Origin of the sequence: Sphingomonas sp. VDB2 (assembly GCF_047946695.1) — a bacterium.
GTDB classification, from domain to species: domain Bacteria; phylum Pseudomonadota; class Alphaproteobacteria; order Sphingomonadales; family Sphingomonadaceae; genus Sphingobium; species Sphingobium bisphenolicum.
Genome location: NZ_CP159615.1, coordinates 864591 through 890645 on the forward strand (window position 1 = coordinate 864591; position 26055 = coordinate 890645).

Below are 26055 nucleotides of genomic sequence, written 5' to 3' on the forward strand. Positions count from 1 at the left end.
GGCGGAAAAGATGCTAGGATGATGACATGACAGGGGGCAGCACCATCGTCGAGTTCTGGCGAGACGAACAAACCGCGACCGGCAACGAGTCGCAGACGGACGACATTTTGCTTTTGAAACAAGCCGTTCTCGATATTGACGAGAATGATGCGGCGGAAGATGCCGGCGACGGCACGATAAAGCGCATTCGCTGGGGTCTGCTGGTTCTGGCGGTCGGCTGGATCGGCTTTGCTGGCTGGGCGATCGCAACCTCCGGCGATCTGGCCGCAGGTCCGTTCGCCTGGGCCAACGCCATCGTCACGCTCGCCATTCCCCTGATCCTCCTGGGCGTGGGCTATATGCTGCTGGTCCGCAACAGCCGCGCCGAATCGCGTCGCTATCTCGACACCGCGCGTGCGCTACGTACCGAGGCGGACCTGCTGGAACTGCGCCTGGGCCGTATCAGCAGTCAGTTGGAGACCGCGCGGCAGGCGATGCAGGACCAGGCGGAATTGCTCGACAGCTATGGCGCGGCCGCCAGCAGCAATATGGAAGCATCCGCTGAACTGATCGCCGCGCGCGCCCACACCACGGCCGAGCGGGCGGAAACGGCCGAGCGCGCCGCGATGGCGCTGGTGGCGCGGATGGACATGCTGGTTGGATCGATCCCCGAACTGGAGGACCGCACCGGCCGCATGACGGCGCAGATGATGGACAATGGCCATGCGCTGGCCGAACGGATCGACACGCTGGAGGCCCGTCTCCACGCCCTTGCCGAACTGTCCGATGACGCGCGCGCGCGAACACTTTCCGCTACCAAGAGCCTGTCCAGCCAGTTGACGCAATTGCAGGAAACGACCCGAACAGCGACCGAGGAGGTCACCGGCATGGCCGAGATCGCTGCAGGCCGGATCGACGCTACCGCCCAGAGCGCGCGACAGGCGATGGATCGCAGTCGCCAAGATCTGGAAGCCCATGCCACGGCTCTGAACACGCTGGTCGAGGCAGCGCAGACCGGCATGGCCGAAACCAGCGTGCAGGTCCGCCAGACGCTGACCCATGATCTTGATAGCGCCGAACATGACTTACGCGCACGCATGGACAGCGCATTGGCCAGAATGAAGGACGCCATGGCGTCCACCGACGAGGCCTTGTCCCGTCGTACCGAAGCGTTGGAAGCGCTGGTGGCTGCGGCCCGGACCGGCACTAGCGGCGCAAGCGAAGAAGCGCTTATCCTATTCGAGCGCGACATGGAGTCGATGGAAACGGACCTGCGCCGCCGCCTCGACATTGCGTTGCAGCAGGCGCAGGAAACGCTCGCCGTCACCGACGGCGGCCTGACCAGCCAGGCGGCGACACTCGACGCCTTGATCGCCCGCTCGCGCGACAGCCTGACCGCGATTGGAGACGACACCGTTGCCGGCCTCAGCGATTCGATCGGCGACGTCGAAAGCCGCCTGCATCAGGTCAACGACATGATCGAAGGCCAGCGTAGCCTGATGTCGAGCCTGCATAGCAGCCTGCACGACACCATCGCTTCGACCGAAGGCCGCTTCGCCGCACTGGAGGACAGCGCTCTGGCGCGCGGCGAACGCCTGACCGGCGCGCTCGTCCGCATGACCGATGAAACGCTGCGAATCGACAAGGCGCTGTCGGCGGGCGGCATGACCGCGGAAAAGCTGATCGGATGCGCCGAAACCTTGCTGGTCGCGCTCGATTCGAGTGTGCGGGAGCTGGACGAAACCTATCCCGCCGCGCTCGAACGATTCGATGCCCGACTGGAGCAGAGCCGAACCCTGCTGGGCAGCACCGCACCCGAAATGGAGCGGTTGGAGGCGATTTCCGAAGCGCTGGTGGGCCGCACCGCGGAAGCCGAGGAAATGTTGCGTGGCCAGGGCAGCCGCCTGACCGAGTGGCTGGAGAGTACGCAAGGCGGATTGGAAGCGAATCGCGGGCTGGTGGAGCGCCTGCGCACGACGCTCGACGCCGCGCATCAGGACGCGACACGCATTACCGAAGGCGCCGGGCCATTGCTGGTGACAGCGCTGCTGCGGGTCAAGGATACGGCCGATCAGGCGGCGGAACGCGCACGTCAGGCGCTGGGCCGCGCCATTCCCGATGCCGCGCAGCAATTGGCGCAGGCCAGCGACGAAGCTCTACAGGCCGTGATCGGCGAAAAGGTGACGGCGCAGATCGAACAGGTTGCGCGGGTTGCGGAAGAAGCGGTCAAGGCGGCGCATCAGGCATCCGAACGCCTCACCCGCCAGTTGCTGACGATCGCCGACACAAGCGCCAGCGTCGAACAGCGGATCGAGGAAGCGGAACGCGCATCGGAAAGCCGCGATCGCGATCATTTCGCGCGGCGATCCGCCTTGCTGATCGAATCGCTCAATAGCACGGCGATCGACGTCGCCAAGATACTGTCCAACGATGTCACCGACTCGGCCTGGTCGGCTTATTTGAAGGGCGATCGCGGTGTCTTTACCCGCCGCGCGGTGAAGTTGCTGGATGCGGGCGAATCGCGGGAAATCGCGCTCCATTATGACAATGACGCCGAGTTTCGCGATCATGTGAATCGCTATATCCATGATTTCGAGGCGATGCTGCGGATCATCCTGTCGGCGCGCGACGGCAATGCGCTGGGCGTTGCTGTCCTGTCGTCCGACATGGGCAAGCTGTATGTCGCTCTCGCACAGGCGATCGAACGACTGCGGCAGTAACTTCTGCCGTTTAACCGAGCGCTTTGCGGAAGTAGACGACCCGCTCTGTTTCGACGAAGCCGGCGGCCCGATGAAAGGCGTGGCTGGCCAGATTGCCAATGTCCGCGTCCGACGCCATTTCCTTGCAGCCCATGGCCTGTCCCCAGATCGCGACGGCATCGATCAGGGCTTTCGCTATGCCTTCGTGCCGCACAGCAGGCGTCACATAAAGACCTTCGACAAAAACGACCGGACTGGTGTCGCAACCGTTTACATAATCGCGGCGCAGCGATGCCTCGACAAAGGCGATCGCGTCACCCCGATCATCAAGAGCGACGAAGGCAACAAGATCGCCTCCGTTCGCCATCATATCGGCAATGTCGTCATGATGATCGGCGACGGACGCATCCGGCCAGAGCGCGGCGCGCATCCGCGCCCAGAACGGTGCGTGACCGGCAGCAGCGCGTATAATCTGCGCCGCCTGCCCGCTCATCGGGCGCTGCGGTAACCTGGCAGCATGTCCAGCGTCACCCAGCCCTGCACATAATTGGCGTAATAGAGGCCGAACAGGATCGTCGCCAATATGGTGGCGCGCAGCATGACCAGACCGGGCCGGAAGTTGCTGGGCGCGCTGTCCGCCTGCCCCTTCAGCAGCACTTCGCCGGTTTCATCGGGCGTGCGGATGCCGAAGGGGAGCATGATGAAGGCGCTGATCACCCACATCAGGAAATAGATAGCGAAGATGGCGTATAGGTTCATGGAACGTAACTAGGCCCGAACCAGCAGCACGTCCACTATCGGCTTCTTGCCGGTCCAGCGGGTTGCGGTGCGACGTACGGCCAGACGCACGCGTTCGCGCAACGCCTCTTCCTCCAGCGATCCCTTAGGCACGGCGGCAGCGGCTTCATCGGCCGCTTCGGCCAGGAATGCCGCCTTGTCCTCCTCCACGGGTACGCCTTGCGTGCGCAATGCGGGCTGGCCGATCAGCTTGCCTTTGCGGTCGATCGCTACCGCGACGCTGATCTGCCCATGGAGACCCAGCTTGCGTCTTTCATTAATCGTCGCGCCGTCGGCGGGCAGGATGACGTCGCCGTCCAACACCAGGCGGCCGGTATCCTGCTGGCCGATGATCGTCGGCGCACCGGGCGCCAGGCGCAGCACATCGCCGTTCGACTGAACCACCGCATGGCGGATGCCGCTGGTGATGCCGAGCCGGGCCTGTTCCGCCATATGGCGACGCTCGCCATGGACCGGCAACAGGATTTCAGGGCGTATCCAGCGATACATGGCTTCGAGCTCGGGGCGGCCGGGATGGCCGGACACATGCACTTCGGCCTGGCGGTCGGTGACCATCAGGATATTCTTCTGCGCCAGCGCATTCTGGATGCGGCCGATGGCGATCTCGTTGCCGGGTATCTGCTTGGAGGAGAAGACGACCGTGTCGCCTTCCGCCAGCTTGATCGGATGGCTGTCGAACGCGATGCGGGCGAGCGCCGCCCGCACTTCGCCCTGGCCGCCGGTGGCGATGATCATCACCTCGCTGCGCGGCAGATGCATCACATCGTCCCAGTCGACGGTCGGCGGAAAATCCTTGAGATAGCCCGCCGCCTTGGCGGTGCTGATGATGCGATCGAGCGAACGGCCCGCCACGCACACTTTGCGCCCGGTCGCCGCGGCAACCTCGCCCAGCGTCTGCACGCGCGCCGCGTTGGAAGCGAAGGTCGTGACCAGCACGCGCCCCTTGGCGTCCGCCACGGTCTTCATCAACCCTTCGCGCACATCGCCTTCGGAGCCGCTGGCCTTGTCATTGAAGACGTTGGTGCTGTCGCACACCAGCGCCAGCACGCCTTCGTCGCCGATGGCGGTCAGTTCGGCCGGGGTGGAGGGCTGGCCCAGCAGGGGCTGTTCGTCCAGCTTCCAGTCGCCGGTGTGAAAGATACGACCATAGGGCGTATCGATCAGCACGGCATTGCCTTCGGGAATCGAATGAGCGAGCGGCACGTAGCGGAAGCCGAACGGGCCGAGATTGAAGCTGCCTTCATTCGGGATGACATGCAGCTTGACCTCCTTCGAGAGGCCTTCTTCTTCCAGCTTAAGGCGAATGAGGCCCGCCGTGAACGGCGTGGCATAGAGCGGAACGCCGAGATCGGCGGCGAGATAGGGAATCGCGCCGATATGATCCTCATGCCCGTGTGTCAGGACGATGCCGAGCAGGTCGTCGCGGCGCTCCTCGATGAAGCTCAAATCCGGCAGCACCAGTTCGATGCCGGGATAGCTAGGGTCACCGAAGGTCATGCCGAGGTCGACCATGACCCATTTGCCCTGGCAACCGTAGAGATTGACATTCATGCCGATCTCGCCCGACCCGCCGAGGGCCAGGAAGATCAGTTCATCCTTGGGTGTCATTATGTTTTCAAACTCCGTTCGTGCATCAGCGCGAGGCCCTGAACCGTCAGGTCCGGCGCGATCGCATCGAAAATATCGCTATTGTCATTGAAGAGGACCGCCAGCCCCCCCGTCGAAATCACTCTGGTCGGTCGGCCGATCTCGGCCCTCATGCGGGCGACCAGCCCCTCCATCATCGCCACATAGCCCCAGAAGACGCCGATATGCATCTGCGCTTCGGTCGTTCGGCCGATAACCGATCGATCTTCAGGCGCGGTAATCGCGATCTTGGGTAGCTTGGCCGCGGCCGCTACCAGCGCATCGAGCGAAAGGTTAATCCCCGGCGCGATGATGCCGCCCTTATACGCGCCACGATAATCCACCACGTCGAAGGTCGTCGCCGTACCGAAATCGATGACGATCAGGTCGCCTGCGTAAAGATGGTGCGCGGCGATCGCGTTTACAACCCGGTCGGCGCCCACCGAAGCCGGCTCGGCAACGTCCAGTTCGATGCCCCATTCGACGGAGCCTTGACCCGCAATCAGCGCCGGCGTCTTGAAATATTTATCGGCCAGCACTTGCAGATTATGCAGCGCGCGCGGCACCACCGTGGCGATGATGACGGCATCGACATCGGCGATGGCATAGCCTTCCAGTTGCAGCAACTGGTTCAACCAGACGGCATATTCATCGGCGGTTCGCCGCGGATCGGTGGCGATCCGCCAGCGTGCCCGGATTTCGCGCCCGTCGAGCAGCGCGAAAACGACATTGGTGTTACCCGCGTCGATCGCGAGAAGCATGGCTCGTCCTTCAGTTGAGAATGATGTCGCCCGCGTGAATGGCATGGCTCTGCCCGTTCGCCAAGCGCAGGATCAACATGCCGTGGCGGTCGAGCGTGTCGAACGCACCTTCGATCGCCCCGCCATCGGGTTGCACGACGCGCATCGCCGTGCCGGTCGGGTGAGCGTTGAGCAGCCAGTGGGTGCGGATCGGATCAATGCCCTGCGCGCGCCAGATGGAGAGCCAATGGCTGAATAGCTGTGCCAGTCGATCGAGAAGCGCGTGTGCCTGCACATTCGCCGCGCCTTGTGCTGTCAGGCTGGTAACGGGGCGATCCAGTCCTTCGGGATGGTCGGTGACGTTGATGCCGATGCCCACGACGATCGCGTCCCCTGCACGCTCCAGCAGGATGCCGGCGATCTTGGCACCGTCGACCAATATGTCGTTGGGCCATTTGATCCGCGCCTGCCCATGGCAGAGTGGCGCAACCAGCGCATGCACTGCATTGGCGGCGACCAGCGCCAGCGTATGGGGCAACGGATCGTTCGGCTGCAACCGGACCAGCGTGGAGCAATAGAGATTGCCGTCCGGGCTTTCCCAGGCACGTCCCATGCGGCCCCTGCCCCCGGTCTGGCGACCCGCACGCAGCCAGATGCCGTCAGCCGCCCCCTGCCCCGCCAACGCCAGCATGTCGGCGTTGGTGGAGCCGGTTTCCTCGACGAAGCGTAGCAGCGTCAGAAGAGCGACGCTGCCGCGGCAGCGCTCGCCTGATCCAGTACGGGGTTGAGCAGATAGCCCAGCACGATCACCACGGCGCAGGCCGTCAAGACGATATTCTCGACCGGGCCGCCCTTGGCCTCATAGGCGACGGTCGGTTCGTCGAAATACATCGTCTTGATGATCTTGAGATAATAGAAGGCACCGATCACCGAGGCGGCGATGCCGAAGGCGGCCAGTGCCGTCAGGCCCGCGGCGACCGCGGCGTCGAAGACCAGGAACTTCGCCCAGAAGCCGAAGAGCGGCGGAATGCCAGCCATCGAGAACATGAAGATGGCGAGCGCGGCGGCCAGACCCTTACGCGACTGCGACAAGCCCGCAAGGCTGGCGATGGTTTCGATCGGCTTGCCGTCGGCATCGCGCATTTGCAGGATGCAGGCGAACGCACCGATCGTCATCAGCACGTAAATGGCCATATAGCTCATCGTGCCGGCGACACCGGCAGGCGTGCCCGCAGCCAGGCCAATCAGCGCGAAGCCGACATTGTTGATCGACGAATAGGCCATCAGACGCTTGATGTTGGTCTGGCCGATCGCCGCGACAGCGCCGAAGAGGATCGAGGCGAGGGCGACAAAGATCACGATCTGTTGCCAATCGAGGCCAGCCGGTCCCAATGCCTCGATCGCGACGCGAACGGTCAGACCCATCGCGGCGACCTTGGGCGCACTGGCGAAGAAGGTCGTGACCGGGGTCGGCGCACCTTCATAGACGTCGGGCGTCCACATATGGAACGGCACGGCGCTGATCTTGAAGGCGAGGCCTGCCAGCACGAACACCAGGCCGAACAACTCGCCCTTCGACACGCCATCACCGAGCGCCACGGCGATGCCGTCGAACCCGGTGCTGCCGGTGAAGCCATAGAGCAGCGAGATGCCGTAGAGCAGGATGCCACTGGCAAGCGAACCCAGCACGAAATATTTGAGGCCCGCCTCCGAAGAGCGTTCATCCTGCCGCATGAAGCTGGCCAGCACATAGGAGGCCAGGCTGTTCATCTCCAGGCCGACATAGAGCGTCAACATGTCGCCCGCCGACACCATCATGCCCATGCCGATAGCGGCGAACAGGATCAGAACCGGATATTCGGGACGCGGCGCACCATCGACCGAGAAGAAGCGCGGGGCAAGCAGGATGGCCGCAGCGGCGGCGCCATAGATCAGCGCCTTGGCGAAGACGGAGAAGGCGTCGGCGCGGTACAGGCCGTCAAAGGCGTCCGGACCATGAGCGAGCGAACAGGACAAAGCCAGGCCCGCGATCGCCAGGGTGATCACCGACAGCCAGTTGACGACACGGGCCGAGCCATCGCCGCCAAAGGCCGCGACCAGCATCAGCACAAGGCCGCCCGCCGTCAGAATGAGTTCCGGCAGGACCGCCAGAAGGGAAGCGGAGTCAACCATTAGTGCGCCTCCCCGTGCGCCGGTGCTTCTTCATGATGGCCCTCGCTTGCTGGCTTGGGCGCACCCATCTTGATCTTGGAATCTCCTGCGGGAGCCGCAGGGGCGAGACGCGCCTCGAGCGCGCGGATGTCGGACCGCATCGGGGCCAGGAAGCTTTCGGGATAGACGCCCATCCACAGCACCACGGCCGCGATCGGCGCCATCAACCAAAACTCCCGGATCGACAGATCGGGCATGGCGGCGGCGTCGGCATTGACCTGATCGCCGTAGCAGATCCGGCGATAGAGGTAGAGCATATAGGCTGCGCCCAGGATGATGCCCGTCGTGCAGACCAGCGCCACCCAGCTCGACGCCTGATACACGCCCATCAAGGACAGGAATTCCCCGACGAAGTTGGACGTACCCGGCAGGCCGACCGACGCCATGGTGAAGAACAGGAACAGCAGGGCATAGCGCGGCATGTTGATGCTCAAGCCGCCATAGCGATTGATCTCACGGGTATGCAGGCGGTCGTAGACCACCCCGACGCACAGGAACAGCGCGCCTGCGACCAGGCCATGGCCCAGCATGACCATCATCGCGCCTTCGATGCCCGCCTGATTGAAGGCGAACAGGCCGATCGTGACGATCGCCATATGCGCGACCGACGAATAGGCGATCAGCTTCTTCATATCCGACTGCACCAGCGCGACCAGCGAGGTGTAGACCACCGCGACCATCGACAGGCCCCAGACCAGCGGCGCGAGCTGCGCCGAGGCTTCGGGGAACATCGGCAACGAGAAGCGAATGAAGCCGTAGCCACCCATCTTCAGCAGCACGCCCGCCAGAATGACCGAGCCGGCGGTCGGCGCCTGCACGTGCGCGTCAGGCAGCCAGGTATGGACCGGCCACATCGGCATCTTCACCGCGAAGCTGGCGAAGAAGGCCAGGAACAGCCACGTCTGGATATGGGGATCGAAATTATAGGCCATCAGCGCCGGTATTTCGGTCGTGCCCGCCTCATGCACCATCCACATCATTGCGATCAGCATCAGAACCGAGCCGAGCAGCGTGTAGAGGAAGAATTTATACGAGGCGTAGATCCGGTCCGCGCCACCCCAGATGCCGATGATGAGGTACATCGGGATCAGGCCGGCTTCGAACATGATGTAGAAGAGGTACAGATCCTGCGCCGTGAAGACGCCGATCATCAGCACCTCCATGAACAGGAAGGCCGCCATATATTCGCCGACGCGCTTGTTGATCGCGTTCCAGCTAGCGCCGATGCAGATGGGCATCAGGAATACGGTCAACGCGATCAGCATCAGCGCGATCCCGTCGATACCCAGCGCCCAGGCGAAGCGACCGAAGATCGGCGCATATTCCTGGAACTGCCATTGCAGCCCGCCCTGGTCGAAATTCATCCACAGGACGATGCCCAGGACGAAATCGACCAGCGTCGCGATCAACGCGATCCAGCGCGCATTATTCGCGCCCGCGAACAGGCAGGCGATGGCCCCGGCCATCGGCACTGCCATCATCAGGGAAAGGATGGGGAAGCCGTCCATTATCGTGTCATCGCCCAGGTTGCGGCCGCGGCAAGCCCGATGAGCATCACCAGCGCGTAGGTGTAGAGGTAGCCGGACTGAAGCCGACGGGTGATCTTGTTGCCCTGCACGACCAGCGCAGCCAGCCCGTTGGGCCCGAAGCGGTCGATGAAGCCCACGTCACCGAACTTCCAGAAGAAGCGGCCGATGGCAAAGGCAGGCTTGACGAACAGGAAGTGATACAGCTCGTCGAAATACCATTTGTTGAGCAGGAAGGTGTACAGTCCGGTGAAGGTCGCGACGAAACGCTGCGGCCAGTCGGTGTTCTTGATATAGCTCAACCAGGCGACGAACACACCGGTAAGCATCACCGTGAACGGTGCGAACTTGACCCAGGTCGGCACTTCATGTGCCGCGTGCATCAAATGGCTGTCGAACGCGAGCGCGCCCTTCCAGAATGCGATGCCGCCTTCGGGGCCGATGAACTGGTCGTGGAACAGGAAGCCGGCGAACACCGCGCCCAGGCTGAGCACGATCAACGGGACCAGCATCACCAGCGGACTTTCGTGCGGGTGATAGCCGCCCGTACCGTCGCCCGTTTCGGGAGCGTGGCCGTGGTGATGATCATCATGACCATGGGGTTCATGGCCCGCATCTTCCTGCGACGGTGCATCATGGGCGTGATCGTCATGGCCATGCGCGTCGTGCAGTGCGTGCTGAATATGTTCGGACTGGGTCCAGCGCGGCTTGCCGAAGAAGGTCAGGAATACCAGGCGCCAACTATAGAAGCTGGTGAGCAGCGCAGCGAATATGCCGACGATGAACGCGCCCGTACCTGCGCCGCCAGCGGCGTAGGCAGCTTCGAGGATGCCGTCCTTCGAATAAAAGCCCGCAAAGCCAACCCCGATGATCGGCAGGCCAACGCCCGTGATCGCCAGCGTGCCGAGCGTCATCGTCCAGAAGGTGATCGGGATGCTTTTCCGCAGGCCGCCATAATAGCGCATGTCCTGCTCATGGTGCATCGCATGGATCACCGAACCCGCGCCCAGGAACAGCAGCGCCTTGAAAAAGGCGTGCGTGAACAGGTGGAACATCGCCGCGCCATAAGCGCCGACGCCTGCGGCAAAGAACATATAGCCTAGCTGCGAACAGGTCGAATAGGCGATGACGCGCTTGATATCCGTTTGCACCGTACCAACGGTCGCGGCGAACAGACAGGTCGCGGCACCGACATAGGTGACGACGGTCAGCGCGGTGGCCGATGTTTCGAACATCGGCGACAGACGGCAGACCATGAAGACGCCCGCCGTGACCATGGTGGCCGCGTGGATCAGCGCAGACACAGGCGTCGGACCTTCCATCGCGTCCGGCAGCCAGGTGTGGAGGCCCAACTGCGCCGACTTGCCCATCGCGCCGACGAACAGCAGCAGGCAGAGGACCGTCATGGTATCGAAGCGATGGCCCAGGAACCCGATGGTCGAACCGGCCATGGCAGGGGCAGCTTCCAGAATTTCCGGGATCGATATGGTGTTGAACACCAGATAGGTGCCGAAAATGCCCATCATGAAGCCCAGGTCGCCGACACGGTTGACGACGAACGCCTTGATCGCGGCGGCGTTGGCGCTGGGCTTGCGGAACCAGAAACCGATGAGCAGGTAGGACGCCAGGCCGACGCCTTCCCAACCGAAGAACATCTGCAGCAGATTGTTCGCGGTCACGAGCATCAGCATCGCGAATGTGAAGAGCGAGAGATAGGCGAAGAAGCGCGGCTGATCCGGCTCCTCATCCATATAGCCCCAGCTATAGAGGTGGACCAAGCTCGATACGCTGGTGATGACCACCAGCATGACCGCGGTCATCGCGTCGACCCGCAACGCCCATTGGGCATCGAAGCTGCCGCTTTCGATCCAGGTAAAGAGCGGCGTGACATGCGCTTCGGCGCTGCCGGTCAGGAAGCTGATGAAGATCGGCCAACTCATTGCGCAGGAGGCAAAGAGCGCGCCGGTCGTGACGATCTTCGCCGGTAGCTTGCCCAGCGCCTTGTTGCCAAGGCCGGCAATCGCTGCAGCGAGGAGCGGAAGAAGGACGATAAGCTGGATCATGTCAGGAGGCTCAGCCCTTCATCCGGTTGACATCGTCGACGGCGATGGTGCCGCGACCACGGAAGTAAATGACGAGGATGGCGAGGCCAATGGCCGCCTCACCCGCTGCAACGGTCAGCACGAACATGCTGAAGACCTGGCCCACCAGATCGCCCAGAAAGGCGCTGAAAGCGACGAGGTTGATGTTCACGCTCAAAAGGATCAGCTCGATCGCCATCAGGATGATGATGACATTCTTGCGGTTGATGAAGATGCCCAGCACCCCCATCACGAAGAGGATGGCGCTGACCACCATATAATGTTGAAGGCCGATCACAGCTCCACCCCCTGCCCCACGGGCTGATTGATATTGCGGACCGCATCTTGCGGACGACGGCGGTTCTGCTTGGCGATATTCTGGCCCTTCACGCCGCCGCGTGCGCGATGGGTCAGGACAATCGCGCCGATCATCGCGACCAGCAAGACGATGCCCGCCGCCTCGAACAGGAAGATATAGCGGGTGTAAAGCAGCCCGCCGATCGCCTGGATGTTGCTGAGTTCCGGGTTCACCGGCGCGGCGCGCTGTGCCAGTTCGATGGGACCAGCGCTCCACAGGCCGATGCCGAGCACGATTTCAGCCAGCAGCACCAATGCGATCAGCAGCCCGAAGGGCAGATAATCGACGAAACCGGCGCGCAGCTCAGCGAAGTCGATGTCGAGCATCATGACCACGAACAGGAACAGCACCGCGACCGCGCCGACATAGACAATGACGAGAAGCATCGCGATGAATTCGGCGCCGACGAGAATCATCAAGCCGGCGGCGTTAAAGAAAGCCAGGATCAGCCAGAGGACCGAATGGACCGGGTTGCGCGACAATATCGTGAGCGCGCCGCTGCTCACCGCCAAAATGGCGAACAGGTAGAAGGCGAGGACGTGGATCACAGGTTCATATTCCCTTTGACGCGCGCGGCTTAACGATAGGGGGCATCGGCGGCAAGGTTCGCGGCGATCGCGCGTTCCCACTTGTCACCGTTTTCCAGGAGCTTGGCCTTGTCGTAGATCAACTCCTCGCGGGTTTCGGTCGCGAACTCGAAGTTCGGCCCTTCCACGATCGCATCCACCGGGCAGGCTTCCTGACAAAAACCGCAATAGATGCACTTGGTCATGTCGATGTCATAGCGCGTGGTGCGGCGCGAACCATCGTCGCGCGGCTGCGCCTCGATGGTGATCGCCTGCGCCGGACAGATGGCCTCGCACAGCTTGCACGCGATGCAGCGCTCTTCCCCATTGGGATAGCGGCGCAGCGCATGTTCACCGCGGAATCGCGGCGAAATTGGGTTCTTCTCGTAAGGGTAGTTGATCGTCGCCTTGGCCTTGAAAAAATATTTCAAGGTCAGCCAGTGCGCCTTCACGAACTCCCAGAGGGTGAAGCTCTTGACGTAGTAACCGAGGCTCATTGTGCGCCTCCATAGCGCGTCAGCATGAGGAAGCCCGATACCAGAAAAACGAAGAAGAGCGAGGTCGGCAGGAAAATCTTCCAGCCCAGCCGCATCAACTGGTCATAACGGTAGCGGGGCACCGTCGCCTTCACCCAGGAGAAGACGAAGAAGAAGAACAGGATCTTGGCGAACAGCCAGAGGATGCCCGGTACATAATAGAGCGGCGCCCAGTCCACCGGCGGCAGGTAACCGCCCCAGAACAGGATCGCGTTCAGCGCGCACATCAGGATGACGTTGGCATATTCGCCCAGCCAGTAGAGCGCGAAGGCCATGGACGAATATTCGGTCTGGTAACCCGCGACCAGTTCGCTTTCCGCTTCGGTCAGATCGAAGGGCGCGCGCGCCGTTTCGGCCAGGGCCGAGATCAGGAACATGATCGCCATCGGGAAGAGCAGTGGATTGAAGCCGTTGCCGTTCAGGAAGCCATAATAGCCCTTCTGGCTCTCCACGATTGCGGTCAGGTTGAAGCTGCCCGCCCATAGCACCACGGTGATGATGATGAAGCCGATCGAGACTTCATAGGAGATCATCTGCGCACTGGCACGAATCGCGGAGTAGAAGGGATATTTGGAGTTGGATGCCCAGCCTGCCAGCACGATGCCGTAAACACCGAGCGACGAAATCGCGAGAATGTAGAGCAAGCCCACATTGATGTCGGCCAGCACCACGCCAAGCTGGAAAGGGACCACGGCCCAGGCCATCAATGCCACGGTGAAGGTGATGATCGGCGCGATGATGAACAGCGCCTTGTTCGCGGCCGACGGGATGATGGTTTCCTGGAGGAACACCTTGGCGCCGTCCGCGAAAGACTGAAGCAGGCCGAACGGGCCGACGACGTTCGGCCCCCTGCGCAGCGCCATTGCCGCCCAGATCTTGCGGTCGGCGTAAATCAGCATCGCCACCGCCAGCATCACCGGCAGGGCGATCACCAATATGCCGATGATCGTCGACAGCAGCCAGGCGCCTTCGAACGGCATACCCAGATTTTGGAAGAAAGCGGTCACTCTGCGGCCTCCGCGAAGCTCTCACCATGGATCAGCTCGGACGAGCATTGCTGCATCGTCGGGCTGGCGCGGCAGATGGCGTTGGTTAGGTAGAAATCCTTGATCGGCGAAGCCAGTTCGCCGGTCGCGCCGGTCGGCAGATCGGGGATCGACCAGCCATAATCAGCCAGCCCCTCGACGCCGAGCGCCGGAACCGCCTTGACCATTTCGGCGCGTAGTTGCTCGAAGCTGTCGAACGGCAGCTTGGCGCCCAGTGCTTCCGACAAGGCGCGCAGGATGGACCAGTCCTCGCGAGCGTCGCCCGGCGCGAACACGGCCTTTTCACCGAACTGCACGCGGCCTTCCAGATTGACGTAGGTGCCGGCCTTTTCGGCATAGCTCGCGCCCGGCAGGATCACGTCCGCCGCATGTGCGCCCTTGTCGCCATGGTGGCCGACATAGACTTTGAAGCTGCCCTCGAAGGCCGAATAATCGACTTCGTCGGCGCCCAGCGAGAAGAGCAGCTTCGGCGCGGCCTGTGCCACCGCCTTGATGCCGCCCTTGGTCGCATAGCCCAGCATCAGGCCGCCCATGCGGGCCGCCGCGAAGTGCAGGACGTTGTAACCGTTCCAGCCGTCCTTGATCAGGCCCAGCGTCTCGACCAGCGCCAGCGTGTCGCCATGCGCGCCGTCCTTGGCCAGCACGCCGCCACCGACGATCATCGTCGGACGGGAAGCGCCCTTGAAGGCTTCGACCACGGCTTCGGGCAGCTTGGCCAGCAGCGACGCGTCATTGCCCAGCCATTCGACCTTGTAGGTCAGGTCGAATTCGGGACCGACGGCGAAGACCTTCGCGCCCTTCTTGATCGCCTTGCGGATGCGGGTGTTCACCAGCGGCGCTTCCCAGCGCAGGTTGGTGCCGACCAGCAGGATGACGTCCGCGGTTTCGAGATCGGCGAGCGGCGTGTTGAACACCACCGACGACAGGCTCGACACGTCGTAGGACAGGCCGGTCTGACGGCCTTCCAGCAGCGAACCGCCGAGCTTTTCGACCAGCGCCTTGCCCGCGAACATGGTTTCGCAGTCGAGCAGGTCACCGGCGATCGCCGCGACGCTGCCGCCATGCTGGACCGCGGCGACGGCGGCAAAGGCTTCCGCCCAGGTCGCCGGAACCAGCTTGCCATCCTTGCGGACGAACGGCTTGTCGAGGCGCTTGCGGACCAGACCGTCGACATTGTGACGCGTCTTGTCGCTCGCCCATTCCTCGTTCACGTCATCATTGATGCGCGGCACGGCGCGCAGCACCTGACGACCACGGCTGTCGAGGCGGATGTTGGTGCCGAGCGCATCCATCACGTCGATCGCATGGGTCTTCTTGAGTTCCCACGGACGCGCTTCGAAGGCGTAGGGCTTGGCGGTCAGCGCGCCGACCGGGCAGAGATCGACCACATTGCCCGACAGCTCGCTCTTGGCGGCATGTTCGAGATAGGTGGTGATCTGCATGTTTTCGCCGCGATAGATGGCGCCGATTTCCGGCACGCCCGCGACTTCCTCCGCAAAGCGCACGCAACGGGTGCACTGGATGCAGCGGGTCATGACCGTCTTGACGATCGGCCCCATATTCTTCTCGGTCACCGCGCGCTTGTTTTCGTCATAGCGCGACGAACCACGGCCATAGGCCACCGACTGATCCTGAAGATCGCACTCGCCGCCCTGATCGCAGATCGGGCAATCGAGCGGGTGGTTGATGAGCAGAAACTCCATCACACCTTCGCGGGCCTTCTTGACCATTTCGCTGTCGGTGCGGATGTCCTGACCTTCGGCCGCGGGGAGCGCACAGGACGCCTGCGGCTTGGGCGGTCCGGGCTTCACTTCGACCAGGCACATGCGGCAATTGCCCGCGATGGACAGCCGCTCATGATAGCAGAAGCGCGGAATTTCCTTCCCCGCCAGCTCGCAAGCCTGGAGGACTGTGGCGCCCGCCGGAACTTCGAGTTCTACGCCGTCAACTTTGACCTTCGGCATGGTTACTCCGCTGCCTCCATGACGGGGGCGCTACCCTTGTTTTCATTGATGCGGCGCTCGATTTCCGGGCGGAAATGCTTGATGAGCCCCTGGATCGGCCACGCCGCCGCGTCGCCGAGCGCGCAGATGGTGTGGCCTTCGACCTGCTTGGTCACCTGATACAGCATATCAATTTCGCTCTGGTCGGCGTCGCCGGTGCGCAACCGTTCCATCACGCGCCACATCCAACCGGTGCCTTCGCGGCAGGGCGTGCACTGGCCGCAGCTCTCATGCTTGTAGAAGTAGGAGAGACGCGAAATGGCGCGGACGATGTCGGTCGACTTGTCCATGACAATGACGGCAGCGGTGCCAAGGCCGGAGCCGAGTGCACGCAGGCCGTCAAAGTCCATCGGTGCGTCCATGATCTCCTTCGCCGGAACCAGCGGCACCGAGGAGCCGCCGGGAATGACCGCCATCAGATTGTCCCACCCGCCCCGGATGCCGCCGCAATGGCGGTCGATCAGCTCGCGGAACGGGATCGACATCGATTCCTCGACGACGCAGGGCTTATTCACATGGCCGCTGATCTGGAACAGCTTGGTGCCGCGGTTGTTCTCGCGGCCAAAGCCGTTGAACCAGGCCGCGCCGCGCCGCAGGATCGTCGGGCTGACCGCGATGCTCTCGACGTTGTTCACCGTGGTCGGGCAGCCATAAAGGCCCGCGCCCGCCGGGAAAGGCGGCTTCAGACGGGGCTGACCCTTTTTGCCTTCCAGGCTTTCGATCTGCGCGGTTTCCTCGCCGCAGATATAGGCGCCCGCGCCGCGATGGACGAAGACGTCGAAATCATAGCCCGATCCGCAGGCATTCTTGCCGATGAAACCCTTTTCATAGGCCTGCTCGACGGCGGCGAAGAGCACCTTAGCTTCGTAGATGAACTCGCCGCGGATGTAGATGTAGGCAGCGCGCGCCCGCATCGCGAAACCGGCGATCAGCGCGCCTTCGATCAGCTTGTGCGGATCGTGGCGGATGATTTCGCGGTCCTTGCAAGACCCCGGCTCGGATTCGTCGGCGTTGATGACCAGGAAACTCGGACGGCCATCCTTGCTTTCCTTGGGCATGAAGCTCCACTTCATGCCGGTCGGGAAGCCAGCGCCGCCACGGCCGCGCAGGTTCGACGCCTTGACGATGTCGATGATCGCGTCCTGGCCGATTTCCATCAGCTTCTTGGTATCGTCCCAATCGCCGCGCTTCATCGCCGCGTCGATGCCCCAATCCTGGAAGCCATGGACATTGGTGAAGATGCGGTCCTTGTCGGACAGCGGCCCCACGAAGGGAGGCGGCGCGGGAGGTGCGGTGTCGTCGGCCATTACCGGCCCTTTCCGATCAGTTTTTCAGCCACGAAATAGGCAAAGACAGCCAGCGCCAGCCCTATGACCAGGCCCAGCACCGCGCCGATGATCTTGAGCGCGATCACGAACACGATGATGCCCAGGATGATGGCGATCAGCGCGCTCATGCCCATTCACCCCGATAATCGTGATTTTCGGTGACCATCTCTTTGAGGGTCGTCGGGCCGCCTTCGGGCGCGCTGGTCTGCCGGTCGATCTGCGGACCGATCTTGGGCTGGCCGCCAGAGGCCAGCGTCTCCAGGATCGCGCTCATGCTGTCATAGGTCAGATCTTCGTAGTTATCGTCATTGATCTGGACCATCGGCGCGTTGGCGCAAGCGCCCAGGCATTCGACTTCATTAAGAGTGAACAGGCCGTCGGGGGTCGTGCCGCCCTTGACCAGACCCTTGTTCTTGCACGCCGAAAACACGTCGTCAGATCCACGCAACATGCACGGCGTCGTACCGCACACCTGCACATGATAGCGGCCGACCGGGGCCAGATTATACATGGTGTAGAAGGTCGCGACCTCATAGACGCGCATATAGGGCATATCGAGCTGACGCCCGATATACTCCATCACCGGCACGGGCAGCCAGCCGTTGGTCTGCGTTTCCGCACCAACCTGACGCTGGGCCAGGTCGAGTAGCGGCATCACCGCCGACTGCTGGCGCCCGGCGGGGTAGCGCGCAATGACCTTTTTGGCCTGTTCGGCATTTTCAGCGGTCCACTCGAACGCGCCCCAGCGCGCACGGGTTTCGGCCTCGTCCGGGATATGCACTGCGTCAGCCATTAGCGGTCACACTCTCCAAACACGATGTCCATGGCGCCGAGGACAGCGGTGGTGTCGGCCAGCATGTGGCCCTTCATCATGAAATCCATCGCCTGCAGGTGGCTGAAGGCGGTCGGGCGTATCTTGCAGCGATAGGGCTTGTTGCTGCCGTCGCTGACCAGATAGACGCCGAATTCGCCCTTGGGGCTTTCGGTCGCCACATAGACTTCGCCTGCAGGCACATGGAAGCCCTCGGTATAGAGTTTGAAGTGATGGATCAGCGCTTCCATCGAGCGCTTCATCTCGCCGCGCTTGGGCGGCACCACCTTGCGGTCGAAGCTGGCGATCGGGCCTTCGGGCATTTCGTTCAGGCACTGCTTCATGATGCGGGCGGACTGGCGGACTTCCTCGACGCGGACCATGAACCGGTCGTAGCAGTCGAAGGCTGTGCCAACAGGCACGTCGAATTCCATCCGATCATACACGTCATAAGGCTGCGACTTGCGGATATCCCAAGGGATGCCCGACCCGCGGATCATGGGACCGGAAAAGCCCCATTTCAGCGCGTCTTCCTTCGACACGATCGCGATGTCGACATTGCGCTGCTTGAAGATGCGGTTGTCGGCCACCAGGCTGATCGCATCCTCGAACAGGCGTGGCAAGCGACCGTCGAGCCAGTCGGCGATATCGGTCAGCAGCTTGAGCGGCACGTCCTGGTGCACGCCGCCTGGCCGGAAATAGGCCGAATGCATACGGGCGCCCGACGCGCGTTCGAAGAAGTTGAGGCAATCCTCGCGGATTTCGAACAGCCACAGGTTCGGCGTCATCGCACCGACGTCCATCACGTGGCTACCCAGGTTCAGCATGTGATTGCAGATGCGGGTCAGTTCCGCGAAGAACACGCGCAGATATTGCGCGCGCAGCGGCACTTCCAGGTTCAGCAGCTTTTCGACCGCCAGAACATAGCTATGCTCCATGCCGAGCGGCGAACAATAGTCCAGCCGGTCGAAATAGGGCAGCGCCTGCATATAGGTCTTATATTCGATCAGCTTTTCGGTGCCGCGATGCAGCAGGCCAACATGCGGGTCGCAGCGCTCGACGATTTCACCGTCCAGTTCCATGACCAGACGCAGCACACCGTGGGCTGCAGGATGCTGCGGACCGAAGTTGATCGTGTAATTCTGGATTTCGGTATCGCCGTAGGACGGATCGTCCGCGTTGATCTGATGATCCAGCTTTTCCAGATAATCGGACATTATGCCTTGTCCTCCGGCTTGGCGGCGCCTTTGCCTTCATCGGTGGCCGCAGCGGGCTTGGCCGGCGCATCCGCCGACTTTTCCTTCGCCTTGCTATCGGTCGGCTCGCCCGCCCCGCTCTCGCCCTTCTTCTCCGTCACCTTGGGCGTCGGAGCAGCGGCGGTTGCAGCCGGAGCAACAGGCGCAGCGGCCTTTTCGTCGCCGGGCAGCACATATTGCGCGCCTTCCCACGGGCTCATGAAGTCGAAGCTGCGGAAATCCTGGGCCAGCTTCACCGGCTCATAGACGACGCGCTTATCCTCTTCGGAATAGCGCAGCTCGACATAGCCGGTCAGCGGGAAGTCCTTGCGCTGCGGATGCCCCTTGAAGCCATAGTCGGTCAGGATGCGGCGCAGGTCGGTATTGCCGTCGAAGACGACGCCGTACATGTCGAACACTTCGCGCTCCAGCCAGCCGGCGACCGGCCAGAGATGCGTGACGGTGGGGACCGGCGTATCTTCATCGGTCGATACCTTCACACGAATACGGTGATTCCGCGTGACGCTGAGCAGATGATAGGCGACCTCGAACCGCTCCGGGCGATCGGGATAATCGACGCCGGCGATTTCCATTAGCTGCTGATAGTGCGCCATGTCGCGCAGTGCGACCATGGCGTTCACCAGATCGTCGCGCACGACGATGAAGGTCAGTTCGTCGGCATGATCGACGGTGTCGATCAGCATCGCTCCCAGCAGGGCGGCGATTTCCTCGGCGATCCCGTCGATGGTCGCGATCTTGGGTGCGGAATGGCCCATATTAGCGCTCGATCGTCCCGATACGGCGGATTTTCCGCTGCAACTGCATCACGCCATATAGCAGGGCTTCGGCGGTCGGCGGGCAACCCGGCACATAGATGTCGACCGGCACGATGCGGTCGCAGCCACGCACGACCGAATAGCTATAATGATAATAGCCGCCGCCATTGGCGCAGCTGCCCATCGAAATCACATATTTCGGGTTGGACATCTGGTCGTAAACCTTGCGCAACGCCGGGGCCATCTTGTTGCAGAGCGTGCCTGCGACGATCATCACGTCCGACTGGCGCGGGGACGCGCGCGGCGCGGCGCCGAAGCGCTCCATGTCGTAACGCGGCATGTTGACGTGGATCATTTCGACCGCGCAGCAGGCCAGGCCGAACGTCATCCACCACAGCGAACCGGTGCGCGCCCAGGTGAACAGGTCTTCGGTCGAGGTGACCAGGAAACCCTTGTCATTCACTTCGCCGTTCAGCGCGTTGAAGAAGTCCTGGTCGGGCTGCGTGCCCTGCGGGGGCAAGGTGCCGGGCGCAGGGTTATAGAGTTCTACTCCCAATCGAGTGCTCCCTTCTTCCACGCATAGACGAGGCCAAGCACCAGCTCCGCTATGAAGATCATCATCGTCGCCCAGCCGGCCCAGCCGATCTGGTCGAGGCTTACCGCCCAGGGAAACAGGAACGCCGCTTCAAGATCGAAGATGATGAAGAGGATGGCGACCAGATAGAAGCGTACGTCAAACTGGCTGCGCGGCTCTTCGAACGCGGGGAAGCCGCATTCATATTCGCTGAGCTTGGCCGGTTCGGGCTTGTGCGCGCCGGTCAGCCGACCCACCAGCATCGGCAGGAAGACGAAGGTGCCGGAGAGCAGCAGTGCGACCCCGAGAAAGATCAGGATCGGCAGATATTGGGCAAGATCGACCAACGGATTCCCCTGGGCGAAAAGGTTGTTGGGGGCGCTTTAGGCCTGCTGCATATGCGAAGCAAGGGGCCAAGGCGGTGAGAATGAATCGCAAAAAGGCCAAGCGCTTGAAGCGCTTGGCCGGATGGAGCTTTAGCGCAGCGCGCCCGCCACCAACTTGTGCAATTTGCTATGGATCGCATCATTGCCCGCGATCACTTCCTTGCGCTCAATCGCCTGGTCGCCGCCGCGGAAATCGCTCGCGAAACCGCCCGCTTCGCGCACCAGCAGCAGGCCGGCGGCGACATCCCAGGGCTGCAGGCCGCTTTCCCAATAGCCGTCATAGCGGCCCGATGCGACATGGGCGAGATCGAGCGAGGCCGCACCGAAGCGGCGAATGCCCGCAACCGAAGGCGCGACCGCACCGTAGATGCGGGTCCATTGCGCCATGTCGCCATGGCCCATGAACGGAATGCCGGTGGCAATGACGCAGTCGGCCAGGTCGCGGCGGGCCGAGACTCGCAGGCGCTGGTCGTGGCGCCAGGCGCCGCGGCTCTTTTCCGCCCAATAGCTCTCGTCAGTGACCGGCTGGTAGATGAGGCCAGTCGTGATCTCGCGCTTGCCGCTGCCATATTGCGGTTCTTCGACCGCGATCGAGATGGCGAAATGCGGGATGCCGTGCAGGAAGTTGGTGGTGCCGTCCAACGGATCGATGATCCAGCGCGGCTTGGTCGGATCGCCCTCGATCACGCCGCCTTCTTCCAGCAGGAAGCCCCAGTCGGGGCGCGCCTTCTGCAATTCTTCGACCAGCGTTTTTTCCGCCTGCTGATCGGCCTTGGACACGAAGTCGGCCGGCCCCTTGCGGGACACCTGAAGATGCTCGACTTCGCCGAAATCGCGGCGCAGCTTCGAGCCGGCCTTGCGCGCGGCGCGTTCCATGACGGTGAGAAGGCCGGAGTGCGATACCATATTATGTCTCCGCCGCCCCCGGTGGGACGGCCTGCTGGATTATTTCTTCGGGGCGGGCCTGGCGGCCGGGGCGGCGGGGCGATAGCCGCATACGCCGGCGATCACGGCCAGCATCTGCGACGGGTCTTTCCGGTCGACCTTGCCGGCATTGGCGGCGATGACCTTGTCCGTCGCCTCGCTGACCTTGGAGACCGCATTGGAATAGAGGCAGTCGAACAGCGCACTCTTGACCGGCGCTTCGACCTCGTTCGACTGGAGCGCGCTTGTGACGATGCGCAGCACATAGGCCGCACTGTCGAGTTGCGCCTTGGTCGGCGCGGCTTGCGCCTGCGCCATAGCCTGGGTGGGGACCGCGGCCGGCATGACGGCGATCGCGAGGCCAAGCGCCAACCGAGCGGCCCATGCCGTGCTGCGGTCCATAGGCATCAGTCGGCGCGCTTCACATATTCGCGGGCATAGACGTCCACGACGATGCGGGTGCCGCTGACGATGTGCGGCGGGACCATGACGCGCACGCCATTGTCGAGGATCGCGGGCTTGTAGCTGGCCGAAGCGGTCTGCCCCTTCACCACGGCGTCGGCTTCGACCACGGTCGCTTCGATCGTGTCGGGCAACTGCACGCTGATCGGACGATCTTCGTACATTTCCAGCGTCACTTCCATGCCGTCCTGCAGGAAGTCGGCCGCTTCGCCGAGTAGTTCGGCGGGCAGGTTGATCTGCTCGTAATTCTCATTGTCCATGAAGACGAGCATGTCGCCTTCGGCATAGAGATACTGGAAATCCTTGGTGTCGAGGCGGATGCGCTCGACGCTTTCGGCGGAGCGGAAACGGACATTGTTCTTGCGGCCGTCGATCAGGTTCTTGAGTTCGACCTGCATATAGGCGCCGCCCTTGCCGGGCTGGGTGTGCTGGATCTTGACGGCGCGCCACAGGCCGCCCTCATATTCGATATTGTTGCCGGGACGAATGTCCACGCCGCTGATCTTCGCCATGGGAAGAGCCTGCCTATATGTCTGAAGGTGGAAAAGAGCCGGCCTCTTGGAGGCTGGGCGCGCCTTTACAGCGGGACGAGCAGAAGGGCAAGGGGCCGGAAGTTCCGGAACTTCTCGCATATGACGCATGGCGAATTTTTCAGAGGCAAGTCGTGGAGAAACCCGACGATGGGAAAGAGCGCAGACGCCCGTCATAGCTTTTCGGCGGTCTGTAGGACAGGTCAGCGGCGCACCAGCAGCGGATAGGGATTGATCGCGCGCCCGCCATACCAGGGTTCGCCGGGCGTCATCGCATGGACCGCGAAATGAAGATGCGGCGCGCTCGGATCGGCGTTGCCCGTGCTGCCCACCATGGCGATGCGCTGGCCGCGGCGCAGCCCCTGCCCTTCGCGCAGGCCCGGCGCATAGCCGTCGAGATGGGCGTAATAATAGAGCAGTCGCCCGTCGGCCGAGCGCTGGTAGAGGGTGCGACCGCCGTCGTGGCTCCAGAAGATTTTTTCGACCCTGCCGTCGGCGGCGGCCAGCACCGCCCTGCCCCGCGCCGCCATGATGTCGATCGCATCATGCGGACGCGCGCCATTCGCGCGGGCCTGGGTGAAGGTGTCGGCCAGGGCCGACGCCGGCACGCCCTCGACGGGAATCAGCAACGGGCCGGCGTCCGCAGACCTGGCGGCGCGGGGCACAGGCGCGAGCACGGGCGGCCCGTCCGCCGGCACGATCCGAACGCAGAAATGCGCGAAAGCAACGCAGAACAGCAGCGCCACAGCGATACTGCCCCACAGTCGCGGCCGCCTCATGCCTGGAACTTGGCCTTGATCCCGCTCTTGACCATCTGGGCCAGACGCGCCGCGTCCCAGTTGGTCAGGCGGATGCAGCCATGGCTTTCGGTACGCCCGATCGTCTGCGGTTCCGGCGTGCCGTGGATGCCATAATGATCCTTCGACAGGTCGATCCACACCACGCCGACCGGGCCGTTGGGGCCGGGTTTCAGCACCGCCTTCTCATCCTTTGAAGAGGCGTCCCAGAAAAGTTTGGGATTATAGTGGAAATCGGGATTGCGGCTCACCCCCTTGATCGTCCATTCGCCCAGCGGCAGCGGGTCATGCTGCGATCCCGTCGTCACCGGAAATTGCGCGATCAGGCGGTTTTCCGCGTTATAGACCTTGAGCAGCCCTTCGGATTTGTCGACCACCAGATGGTCGGCCTGTGGCTGGTCCCTGGCCACGCCCAGGCTGGCGAGCGTTTCGCCCCAGCCGCGTTCGTCCCCCTCGATCACGGCAACCGGCTGGTTGTCGATCGCAGGCACGCGGATGGTCGTGCCGGCGCCGACCTTCGTATTGGGCGGATTGAGCGCGATCAGGGCTTCGGGCGTGGTGTGGAAGCGTTCGGCGACCTTTTCCAGCAGGTTGCGATAGGTGAGTGCGGGTAGCTTCGCCTGCTCATTGAGGTCGCCGCGCGGCAGATCGAAGAACGGACCACGGGCGAAATCGTCGGGGATCTTCACCAGATAGGTGGTCGGCCGCGGCTCCCCTTCCAGCAGGGCGGCGCTGGTCTTCTGATCGAAACTGCCGGTGATGGGCAGGTCATGCGCTTCCTGGAAACCGCGCAGCGCCGCCTTGAAGCTCATGCCGTCCTTGCCGTCGAGGACGCCGGGGGAAAAACCCCAGCGGTCGAGCGCGACCTGGGCCATGAGGAAGCGATTGGGCTGCTGGGGTCTCTGCTCCGTCACGACTTCAAACGCATAGGCGTCGTTCTTTGCCGCGGACGCAGCGACGGCGCTGTTGTTGGCGGGTTGGGCCGCATTGTCCGCAGGCGCGCTACTATTGGCATCCGTGACGCTGACATTGCAGGCGCTGCACAGCAGGGCGACGAGCAACAGATGGTTTTTCAAGGTGATCCTCTCCGTTCAGATGAGGAGAGAACGCTCGACGGGGCGGAAGGGTGCGAGGACGCAAGGCGTGATGTGGCGGATTAGGCGGTGGTGGAGGGATAGACGCACCGGTGCGCCCTTCCCCTCCACCATCCTGCGGATCGTCCCCCTTCCCAAGCAAGATCGGGGGAGAATCTTGATATCGCTCTTATCCGTACCGTGCCCGACCGGCTCAGCGTGGCGGCGGCGGCTTGCTGGCCAGAACTTCGGCAAAGGCGGCGACACCCGCCTTCGCACCGCCGGGGTGGTTCCAGACCGCGCTGCTGACCGCCAGAAAGTCCGCGCCCGCGGCGACCAAAGGCGCGGCATTCTCCGCGGTCACGCCGCCGATCGCGACGCAGGGCAGTTCGAACAGCGTCGTCCACCAGCCCAGGATCGAGGGTTCCGCGCGGTGGAGCGTCTCTTTCGTGGTCGTCGGATAGAAGGCGCCGAACGCGACATAGTCGGCCCCAGCCTCGCCCGCTTCCATCGCCAGATGGCGGCTGTCATGGCAGGTCACGCCGATCTGCACCTTCGGCCCCAATTGTTCGCGTGCATCGCGCGGGTCGCCATCCTCCTGCCCCAAATGGACGCCGTCTGCGCCGAGGCGCTTGGCGAGGCCGATGCTGTCATTGACGATGAAGGCGACATCCCGCTCCGCGCAGAGCGCCTGGATCGGCGGGGCGAGCGCGGCGATGGCGTGATCGTCGATCCCCTTGAGCCGCAATTGAAACGCCGCGACGCTGCCGCCGTCGAACGCGGCGGCGAGTTGATCGAGGAAGCCGTCGTCGATGGCCGGCGGGGAGATCAGGTAAAGCTGGCAGGCGGGGCGGAAGCCCGGTTCGAACTGGTCGGCGAAATGCGGATCGAGCGCCAGCTCTTCATCGGTGAAATCGGTCATGGGCGCTTTATAGCCATTCAGGAGGCGAGGCCAAGGGCGCTATGCCGGAATGCAATGTCCAGCCTCTC

General features: G+C 62.9%; 27 protein-coding genes. 1 reads left to right on the top strand and 26 read right to left on the bottom strand.

All coding sequences use genetic code 11. The features are described from left to right. The first annotated feature begins 26 nt into the window (after positions 1 to 26). Positions 27 to 2699 carry a hypothetical protein gene (locus ABT375_RS04345; protein ID WP_416464235.1) on the top strand — a complete coding sequence of 891 codons (2673 nt, stop codon included), beginning with the start codon at positions 27 to 29 and terminating at the stop codon, positions 2697 to 2699. Between the two features lie 10 nt (positions 2700 to 2709). On the opposite strand, the gene aac(6') is transcribed toward ABT375_RS04345, so the two are convergent. The 26 genes from aac(6') to thiE all read right to left on the bottom strand — a co-directional run bounded on the left by aac(6') (position 2710) and on the right by thiE (position 25987). Beyond that, positions 2710 to 3171 carry an aminoglycoside 6'-N-acetyltransferase gene (gene aac(6'), locus ABT375_RS04350; RefSeq protein WP_416464236.1) on the bottom strand — a complete coding sequence of 154 codons (462 nt, stop codon included), beginning with the start codon at positions 3169 to 3171 and terminating at the stop codon, positions 2710 to 2712. Continuing rightward, positions 3168 to 3437, bottom strand: coding sequence for a DUF1467 family protein (locus ABT375_RS04355; protein ID WP_261934527.1), 270 nt, complete (start codon positions 3435 to 3437; stop codon positions 3168 to 3170). The genes aac(6') and ABT375_RS04355 overlap by 4 nt, the downstream gene beginning before the upstream one ends. Before the next feature lie 9 nt (positions 3438 to 3446). Further along, positions 3447 to 5084 carry a ribonuclease J gene (locus tag ABT375_RS04360; protein WP_224546104.1) on the bottom strand — a complete coding sequence of 546 codons (1638 nt, stop codon included), beginning with the start codon at positions 5082 to 5084 and terminating at the stop codon, positions 3447 to 3449. Continuing rightward, the gene (locus tag ABT375_RS04365; RefSeq protein WP_224546103.1) at positions 5084 to 5863 is read right to left on the bottom strand and encodes a type III pantothenate kinase; all 780 of its coding nucleotides are present in this window, start codon (positions 5861 to 5863) and stop codon (positions 5084 to 5086) included. Before ABT375_RS04365 ends, ABT375_RS04360 begins: the two co-directional genes overlap by 1 nt. Before the next feature lie 10 nt (positions 5864 to 5873). Beyond that, on the bottom strand, positions 5874 to 6575 hold the full coding sequence (locus tag ABT375_RS04370) for a biotin--[acetyl-CoA-carboxylase] ligase (RefSeq protein ID WP_416464849.1): 702 nt from the start codon (positions 6573 to 6575) through the stop codon (positions 5874 to 5876). A 2-nt stretch (positions 6576 to 6577) separates the two neighbouring features. Beyond that, positions 6578 to 8014, bottom strand: a complete 1437-nt coding sequence (gene nuoN, locus ABT375_RS04375) for an NADH-quinone oxidoreductase subunit NuoN (RefSeq protein ID WP_261934525.1) — start codon at positions 8012 to 8014, stop codon at positions 6578 to 6580. Next, positions 8014 to 9561 (bottom strand): NADH-quinone oxidoreductase subunit M, encoded by a 1548-nt coding sequence (locus ABT375_RS04380; protein ID WP_416464237.1) that lies wholly within the window; start codon positions 9559 to 9561, stop codon positions 8014 to 8016. The genes nuoN and ABT375_RS04380 overlap by 1 nt, the downstream gene beginning before the upstream one ends. Further along, entirely contained in the window at positions 9561 to 11642 is a 2082-nt protein-coding gene (nuoL, locus tag ABT375_RS04385; RefSeq protein WP_416464238.1) for an NADH-quinone oxidoreductase subunit L, read from the bottom strand. The genes ABT375_RS04380 and nuoL overlap by 1 nt, the downstream gene beginning before the upstream one ends. 10 nt (positions 11643 to 11652) lie before the next feature. After that, entirely contained in the window at positions 11653 to 11958 is a 306-nt protein-coding gene (gene nuoK / locus ABT375_RS04390) for an NADH-quinone oxidoreductase subunit NuoK (RefSeq protein ID WP_004211745.1), read from the bottom strand. Then, positions 11955 to 12566 (bottom strand): NADH-quinone oxidoreductase subunit J, encoded by a 612-nt coding sequence (locus tag ABT375_RS04395; protein WP_416464239.1) that lies wholly within the window; start codon positions 12564 to 12566, stop codon positions 11955 to 11957. Before ABT375_RS04395 ends, nuoK begins: the two co-directional genes overlap by 4 nt. A gap of 29 nt (positions 12567 to 12595) precedes the next feature. Beyond that, a complete protein-coding gene (nuoI, locus tag ABT375_RS04400) occupies positions 12596 to 13081 on the bottom strand; it encodes an NADH-quinone oxidoreductase subunit NuoI (RefSeq protein ID WP_224546092.1) in 486 nt (161 codons plus the stop codon). Beyond that, complete coding sequence (gene nuoH, locus ABT375_RS04405; protein ID WP_224546090.1) at positions 13078 to 14127, bottom strand: NADH-quinone oxidoreductase subunit NuoH; 1050 nt, start codon at positions 14125 to 14127, stop codon at positions 13078 to 13080. Before nuoH ends, nuoI begins: the two co-directional genes overlap by 4 nt. Further along, the gene (gene nuoG, locus ABT375_RS04410) at positions 14124 to 16130 is read right to left on the bottom strand and encodes an NADH-quinone oxidoreductase subunit NuoG (RefSeq protein ID WP_416464240.1); all 2007 of its coding nucleotides are present in this window, start codon (positions 16128 to 16130) and stop codon (positions 14124 to 14126) included. The genes nuoH and nuoG overlap by 4 nt, the downstream gene beginning before the upstream one ends. 2 nt (positions 16131 to 16132) lie before the next feature. Beyond that, positions 16133 to 17476 carry an NADH-quinone oxidoreductase subunit NuoF gene (gene nuoF, locus ABT375_RS04415; protein ID WP_416464241.1) on the bottom strand — a complete coding sequence of 448 codons (1344 nt, stop codon included), beginning with the start codon at positions 17474 to 17476 and terminating at the stop codon, positions 16133 to 16135. Next, complete coding sequence (locus ABT375_RS04420) at positions 17476 to 17625, bottom strand: hypothetical protein (RefSeq protein ID WP_224546083.1); 150 nt, start codon at positions 17623 to 17625, stop codon at positions 17476 to 17478. The genes nuoF and ABT375_RS04420 overlap by 1 nt, the downstream gene beginning before the upstream one ends. After that, a complete protein-coding gene (locus ABT375_RS04425; protein WP_261934518.1) occupies positions 17622 to 18290 on the bottom strand; it encodes a complex I 24 kDa subunit family protein in 669 nt (222 codons plus the stop codon). Before ABT375_RS04425 ends, ABT375_RS04420 begins: the two co-directional genes overlap by 4 nt. After that, positions 18290 to 19525 carry an NADH-quinone oxidoreductase subunit D gene (locus ABT375_RS04430; RefSeq protein WP_224546078.1) on the bottom strand — a complete coding sequence of 412 codons (1236 nt, stop codon included), beginning with the start codon at positions 19523 to 19525 and terminating at the stop codon, positions 18290 to 18292. Before ABT375_RS04430 ends, ABT375_RS04425 begins: the two co-directional genes overlap by 1 nt. Then, positions 19525 to 20319, bottom strand: a complete 795-nt coding sequence (locus tag ABT375_RS04435) for an NADH-quinone oxidoreductase subunit C (RefSeq protein WP_224546076.1) — start codon at positions 20317 to 20319, stop codon at positions 19525 to 19527. Before ABT375_RS04435 ends, ABT375_RS04430 begins: the two co-directional genes overlap by 1 nt. 1 nt (position 20320) lies before the next feature. After that, positions 20321 to 20875: a NuoB/complex I 20 kDa subunit family protein gene (locus ABT375_RS04440; protein WP_261934516.1), complete on the bottom strand. Its 555-nt coding sequence runs from the start codon at positions 20873 to 20875 to the stop codon at positions 20321 to 20323. Continuing rightward, the gene (locus tag ABT375_RS04445; RefSeq protein WP_088184016.1) at positions 20866 to 21240 is read right to left on the bottom strand and encodes an NADH-quinone oxidoreductase subunit A; all 375 of its coding nucleotides are present in this window, start codon (positions 21238 to 21240) and stop codon (positions 20866 to 20868) included. The genes ABT375_RS04440 and ABT375_RS04445 overlap by 10 nt, the downstream gene beginning before the upstream one ends. 129 nt (positions 21241 to 21369) lie before the next feature. Next, entirely contained in the window at positions 21370 to 22185 is an 816-nt protein-coding gene (locus tag ABT375_RS04450) for an inositol monophosphatase family protein (RefSeq protein ID WP_224546073.1), read from the bottom strand. Positions 22186 to 22224: 39 nt separating this feature from the next. Then, on the bottom strand, positions 22225 to 22611 hold the full coding sequence (locus tag ABT375_RS04455; RefSeq protein WP_066602280.1) for a hypothetical protein: 387 nt from the start codon (positions 22609 to 22611) through the stop codon (positions 22225 to 22227). Further along, positions 22611 to 23177: an elongation factor P gene (efp, locus tag ABT375_RS04460; RefSeq protein ID WP_066602282.1), complete on the bottom strand. Its 567-nt coding sequence runs from the start codon at positions 23175 to 23177 to the stop codon at positions 22611 to 22613. The genes ABT375_RS04455 and efp overlap by 1 nt, the downstream gene beginning before the upstream one ends. A gap of 221 nt (positions 23178 to 23398) precedes the next feature. Further along, the gene (locus tag ABT375_RS04465; protein WP_416464242.1) at positions 23399 to 23974 is read right to left on the bottom strand and encodes a M23 family metallopeptidase; all 576 of its coding nucleotides are present in this window, start codon (positions 23972 to 23974) and stop codon (positions 23399 to 23401) included. Then, a complete protein-coding gene (locus tag ABT375_RS04470; protein ID WP_416464243.1) occupies positions 23971 to 25068 on the bottom strand; it encodes a L,D-transpeptidase family protein in 1098 nt (365 codons plus the stop codon). Before ABT375_RS04470 ends, ABT375_RS04465 begins: the two co-directional genes overlap by 4 nt. Positions 25069 to 25279: 211 nt before the next feature. Then, positions 25280 to 25987 carry a thiamine phosphate synthase gene (thiE, locus tag ABT375_RS04475; protein ID WP_416464244.1) on the bottom strand — a complete coding sequence of 236 codons (708 nt, stop codon included), beginning with the start codon at positions 25985 to 25987 and terminating at the stop codon, positions 25280 to 25282. Between the last annotated feature and the right edge of the window lie 68 nt (positions 25988 to 26055).

Excerpts from the sequence above, each read along its gene's own strand:
- thiE (WP_416464244.1), bottom strand. The coding sequence starts at position 25,987 with ATGACCGATTTCACCGATGAAGAGCTGGCGCTCGATCCGCATTTCGCC.
- nuoI (WP_224546092.1), bottom strand. The coding sequence starts at position 13,081 with ATGAGCCTCGGTTACTACGTCAAGAGCTTCACCCTCTGGGAGTTCGTG.
- ABT375_RS04345 (WP_416464235.1), top strand. The coding sequence starts at position 27 with ATGACAGGGGGCAGCACCATCGTCGAGTTCTGGCGAGACGAACAAACC.
- ABT375_RS04355 (WP_261934527.1), bottom strand. The coding sequence starts at position 3,437 with ATGAACCTATACGCCATCTTCGCTATCTATTTCCTGATGTGGGTGATC.
- nuoF (WP_416464241.1), bottom strand. The coding sequence starts at position 17,476 with ATGGCCGACGACACCGCACCTCCCGCGCCGCCTCCCTTCGTGGGGCCG.
- nuoN (WP_261934525.1), bottom strand. The coding sequence starts at position 8,014 with ATGGTTGACTCCGCTTCCCTTCTGGCGGTCCTGCCGGAACTCATTCTG.
- nuoG (WP_416464240.1), bottom strand. The coding sequence starts at position 16,130 with ATGCCGAAGGTCAAAGTTGACGGCGTAGAACTCGAAGTTCCGGCGGGC.
- ABT375_RS04425 (WP_261934518.1), bottom strand. The coding sequence starts at position 18,290 with ATGGCTGACGCAGTGCATATCCCGGACGAGGCCGAAACCCGTGCGCGC.
- ABT375_RS04360 (WP_224546104.1), bottom strand. The coding sequence starts at position 5,084 with ATGACACCCAAGGATGAACTGATCTTCCTGGCCCTCGGCGGGTCGGGC.
- ABT375_RS04380 (WP_416464237.1), bottom strand. The coding sequence starts at position 9,561 with ATGGACGGCTTCCCCATCCTTTCCCTGATGATGGCAGTGCCGATGGCC.
- ABT375_RS04420 (WP_224546083.1), bottom strand. The coding sequence starts at position 17,625 with ATGAGCGCGCTGATCGCCATCATCCTGGGCATCATCGTGTTCGTGATC.
- ABT375_RS04435 (WP_224546076.1), bottom strand. The coding sequence starts at position 20,319 with ATGGGCCATTCCGCACCCAAGATCGCGACCATCGACGGGATCGCCGAG.
- ABT375_RS04365 (WP_224546103.1), bottom strand. The coding sequence starts at position 5,863 with ATGCTTCTCGCGATCGACGCGGGTAACACCAATGTCGTTTTCGCGCTG.
- ABT375_RS04450 (WP_224546073.1), bottom strand. The coding sequence starts at position 22,185 with ATGGTATCGCACTCCGGCCTTCTCACCGTCATGGAACGCGCCGCGCGC.
- efp (WP_066602282.1), bottom strand. The coding sequence starts at position 23,177 with ATGGCGAAGATCAGCGGCGTGGACATTCGTCCCGGCAACAATATCGAA.
- nuoL (WP_416464238.1), bottom strand. The coding sequence starts at position 11,642 with ATGATCCAGCTTATCGTCCTTCTTCCGCTCCTCGCTGCAGCGATTGCC.
- ABT375_RS04430 (WP_224546078.1), bottom strand. The coding sequence starts at position 19,525 with ATGTCCGATTATCTGGAAAAGCTGGATCATCAGATCAACGCGGACGAT.
- ABT375_RS04455 (WP_066602280.1), bottom strand. The coding sequence starts at position 22,611 with ATGCCTATGGACCGCAGCACGGCATGGGCCGCTCGGTTGGCGCTTGGC.
- ABT375_RS04465 (WP_416464242.1), bottom strand. The coding sequence starts at position 23,974 with ATGAGGCGGCCGCGACTGTGGGGCAGTATCGCTGTGGCGCTGCTGTTC.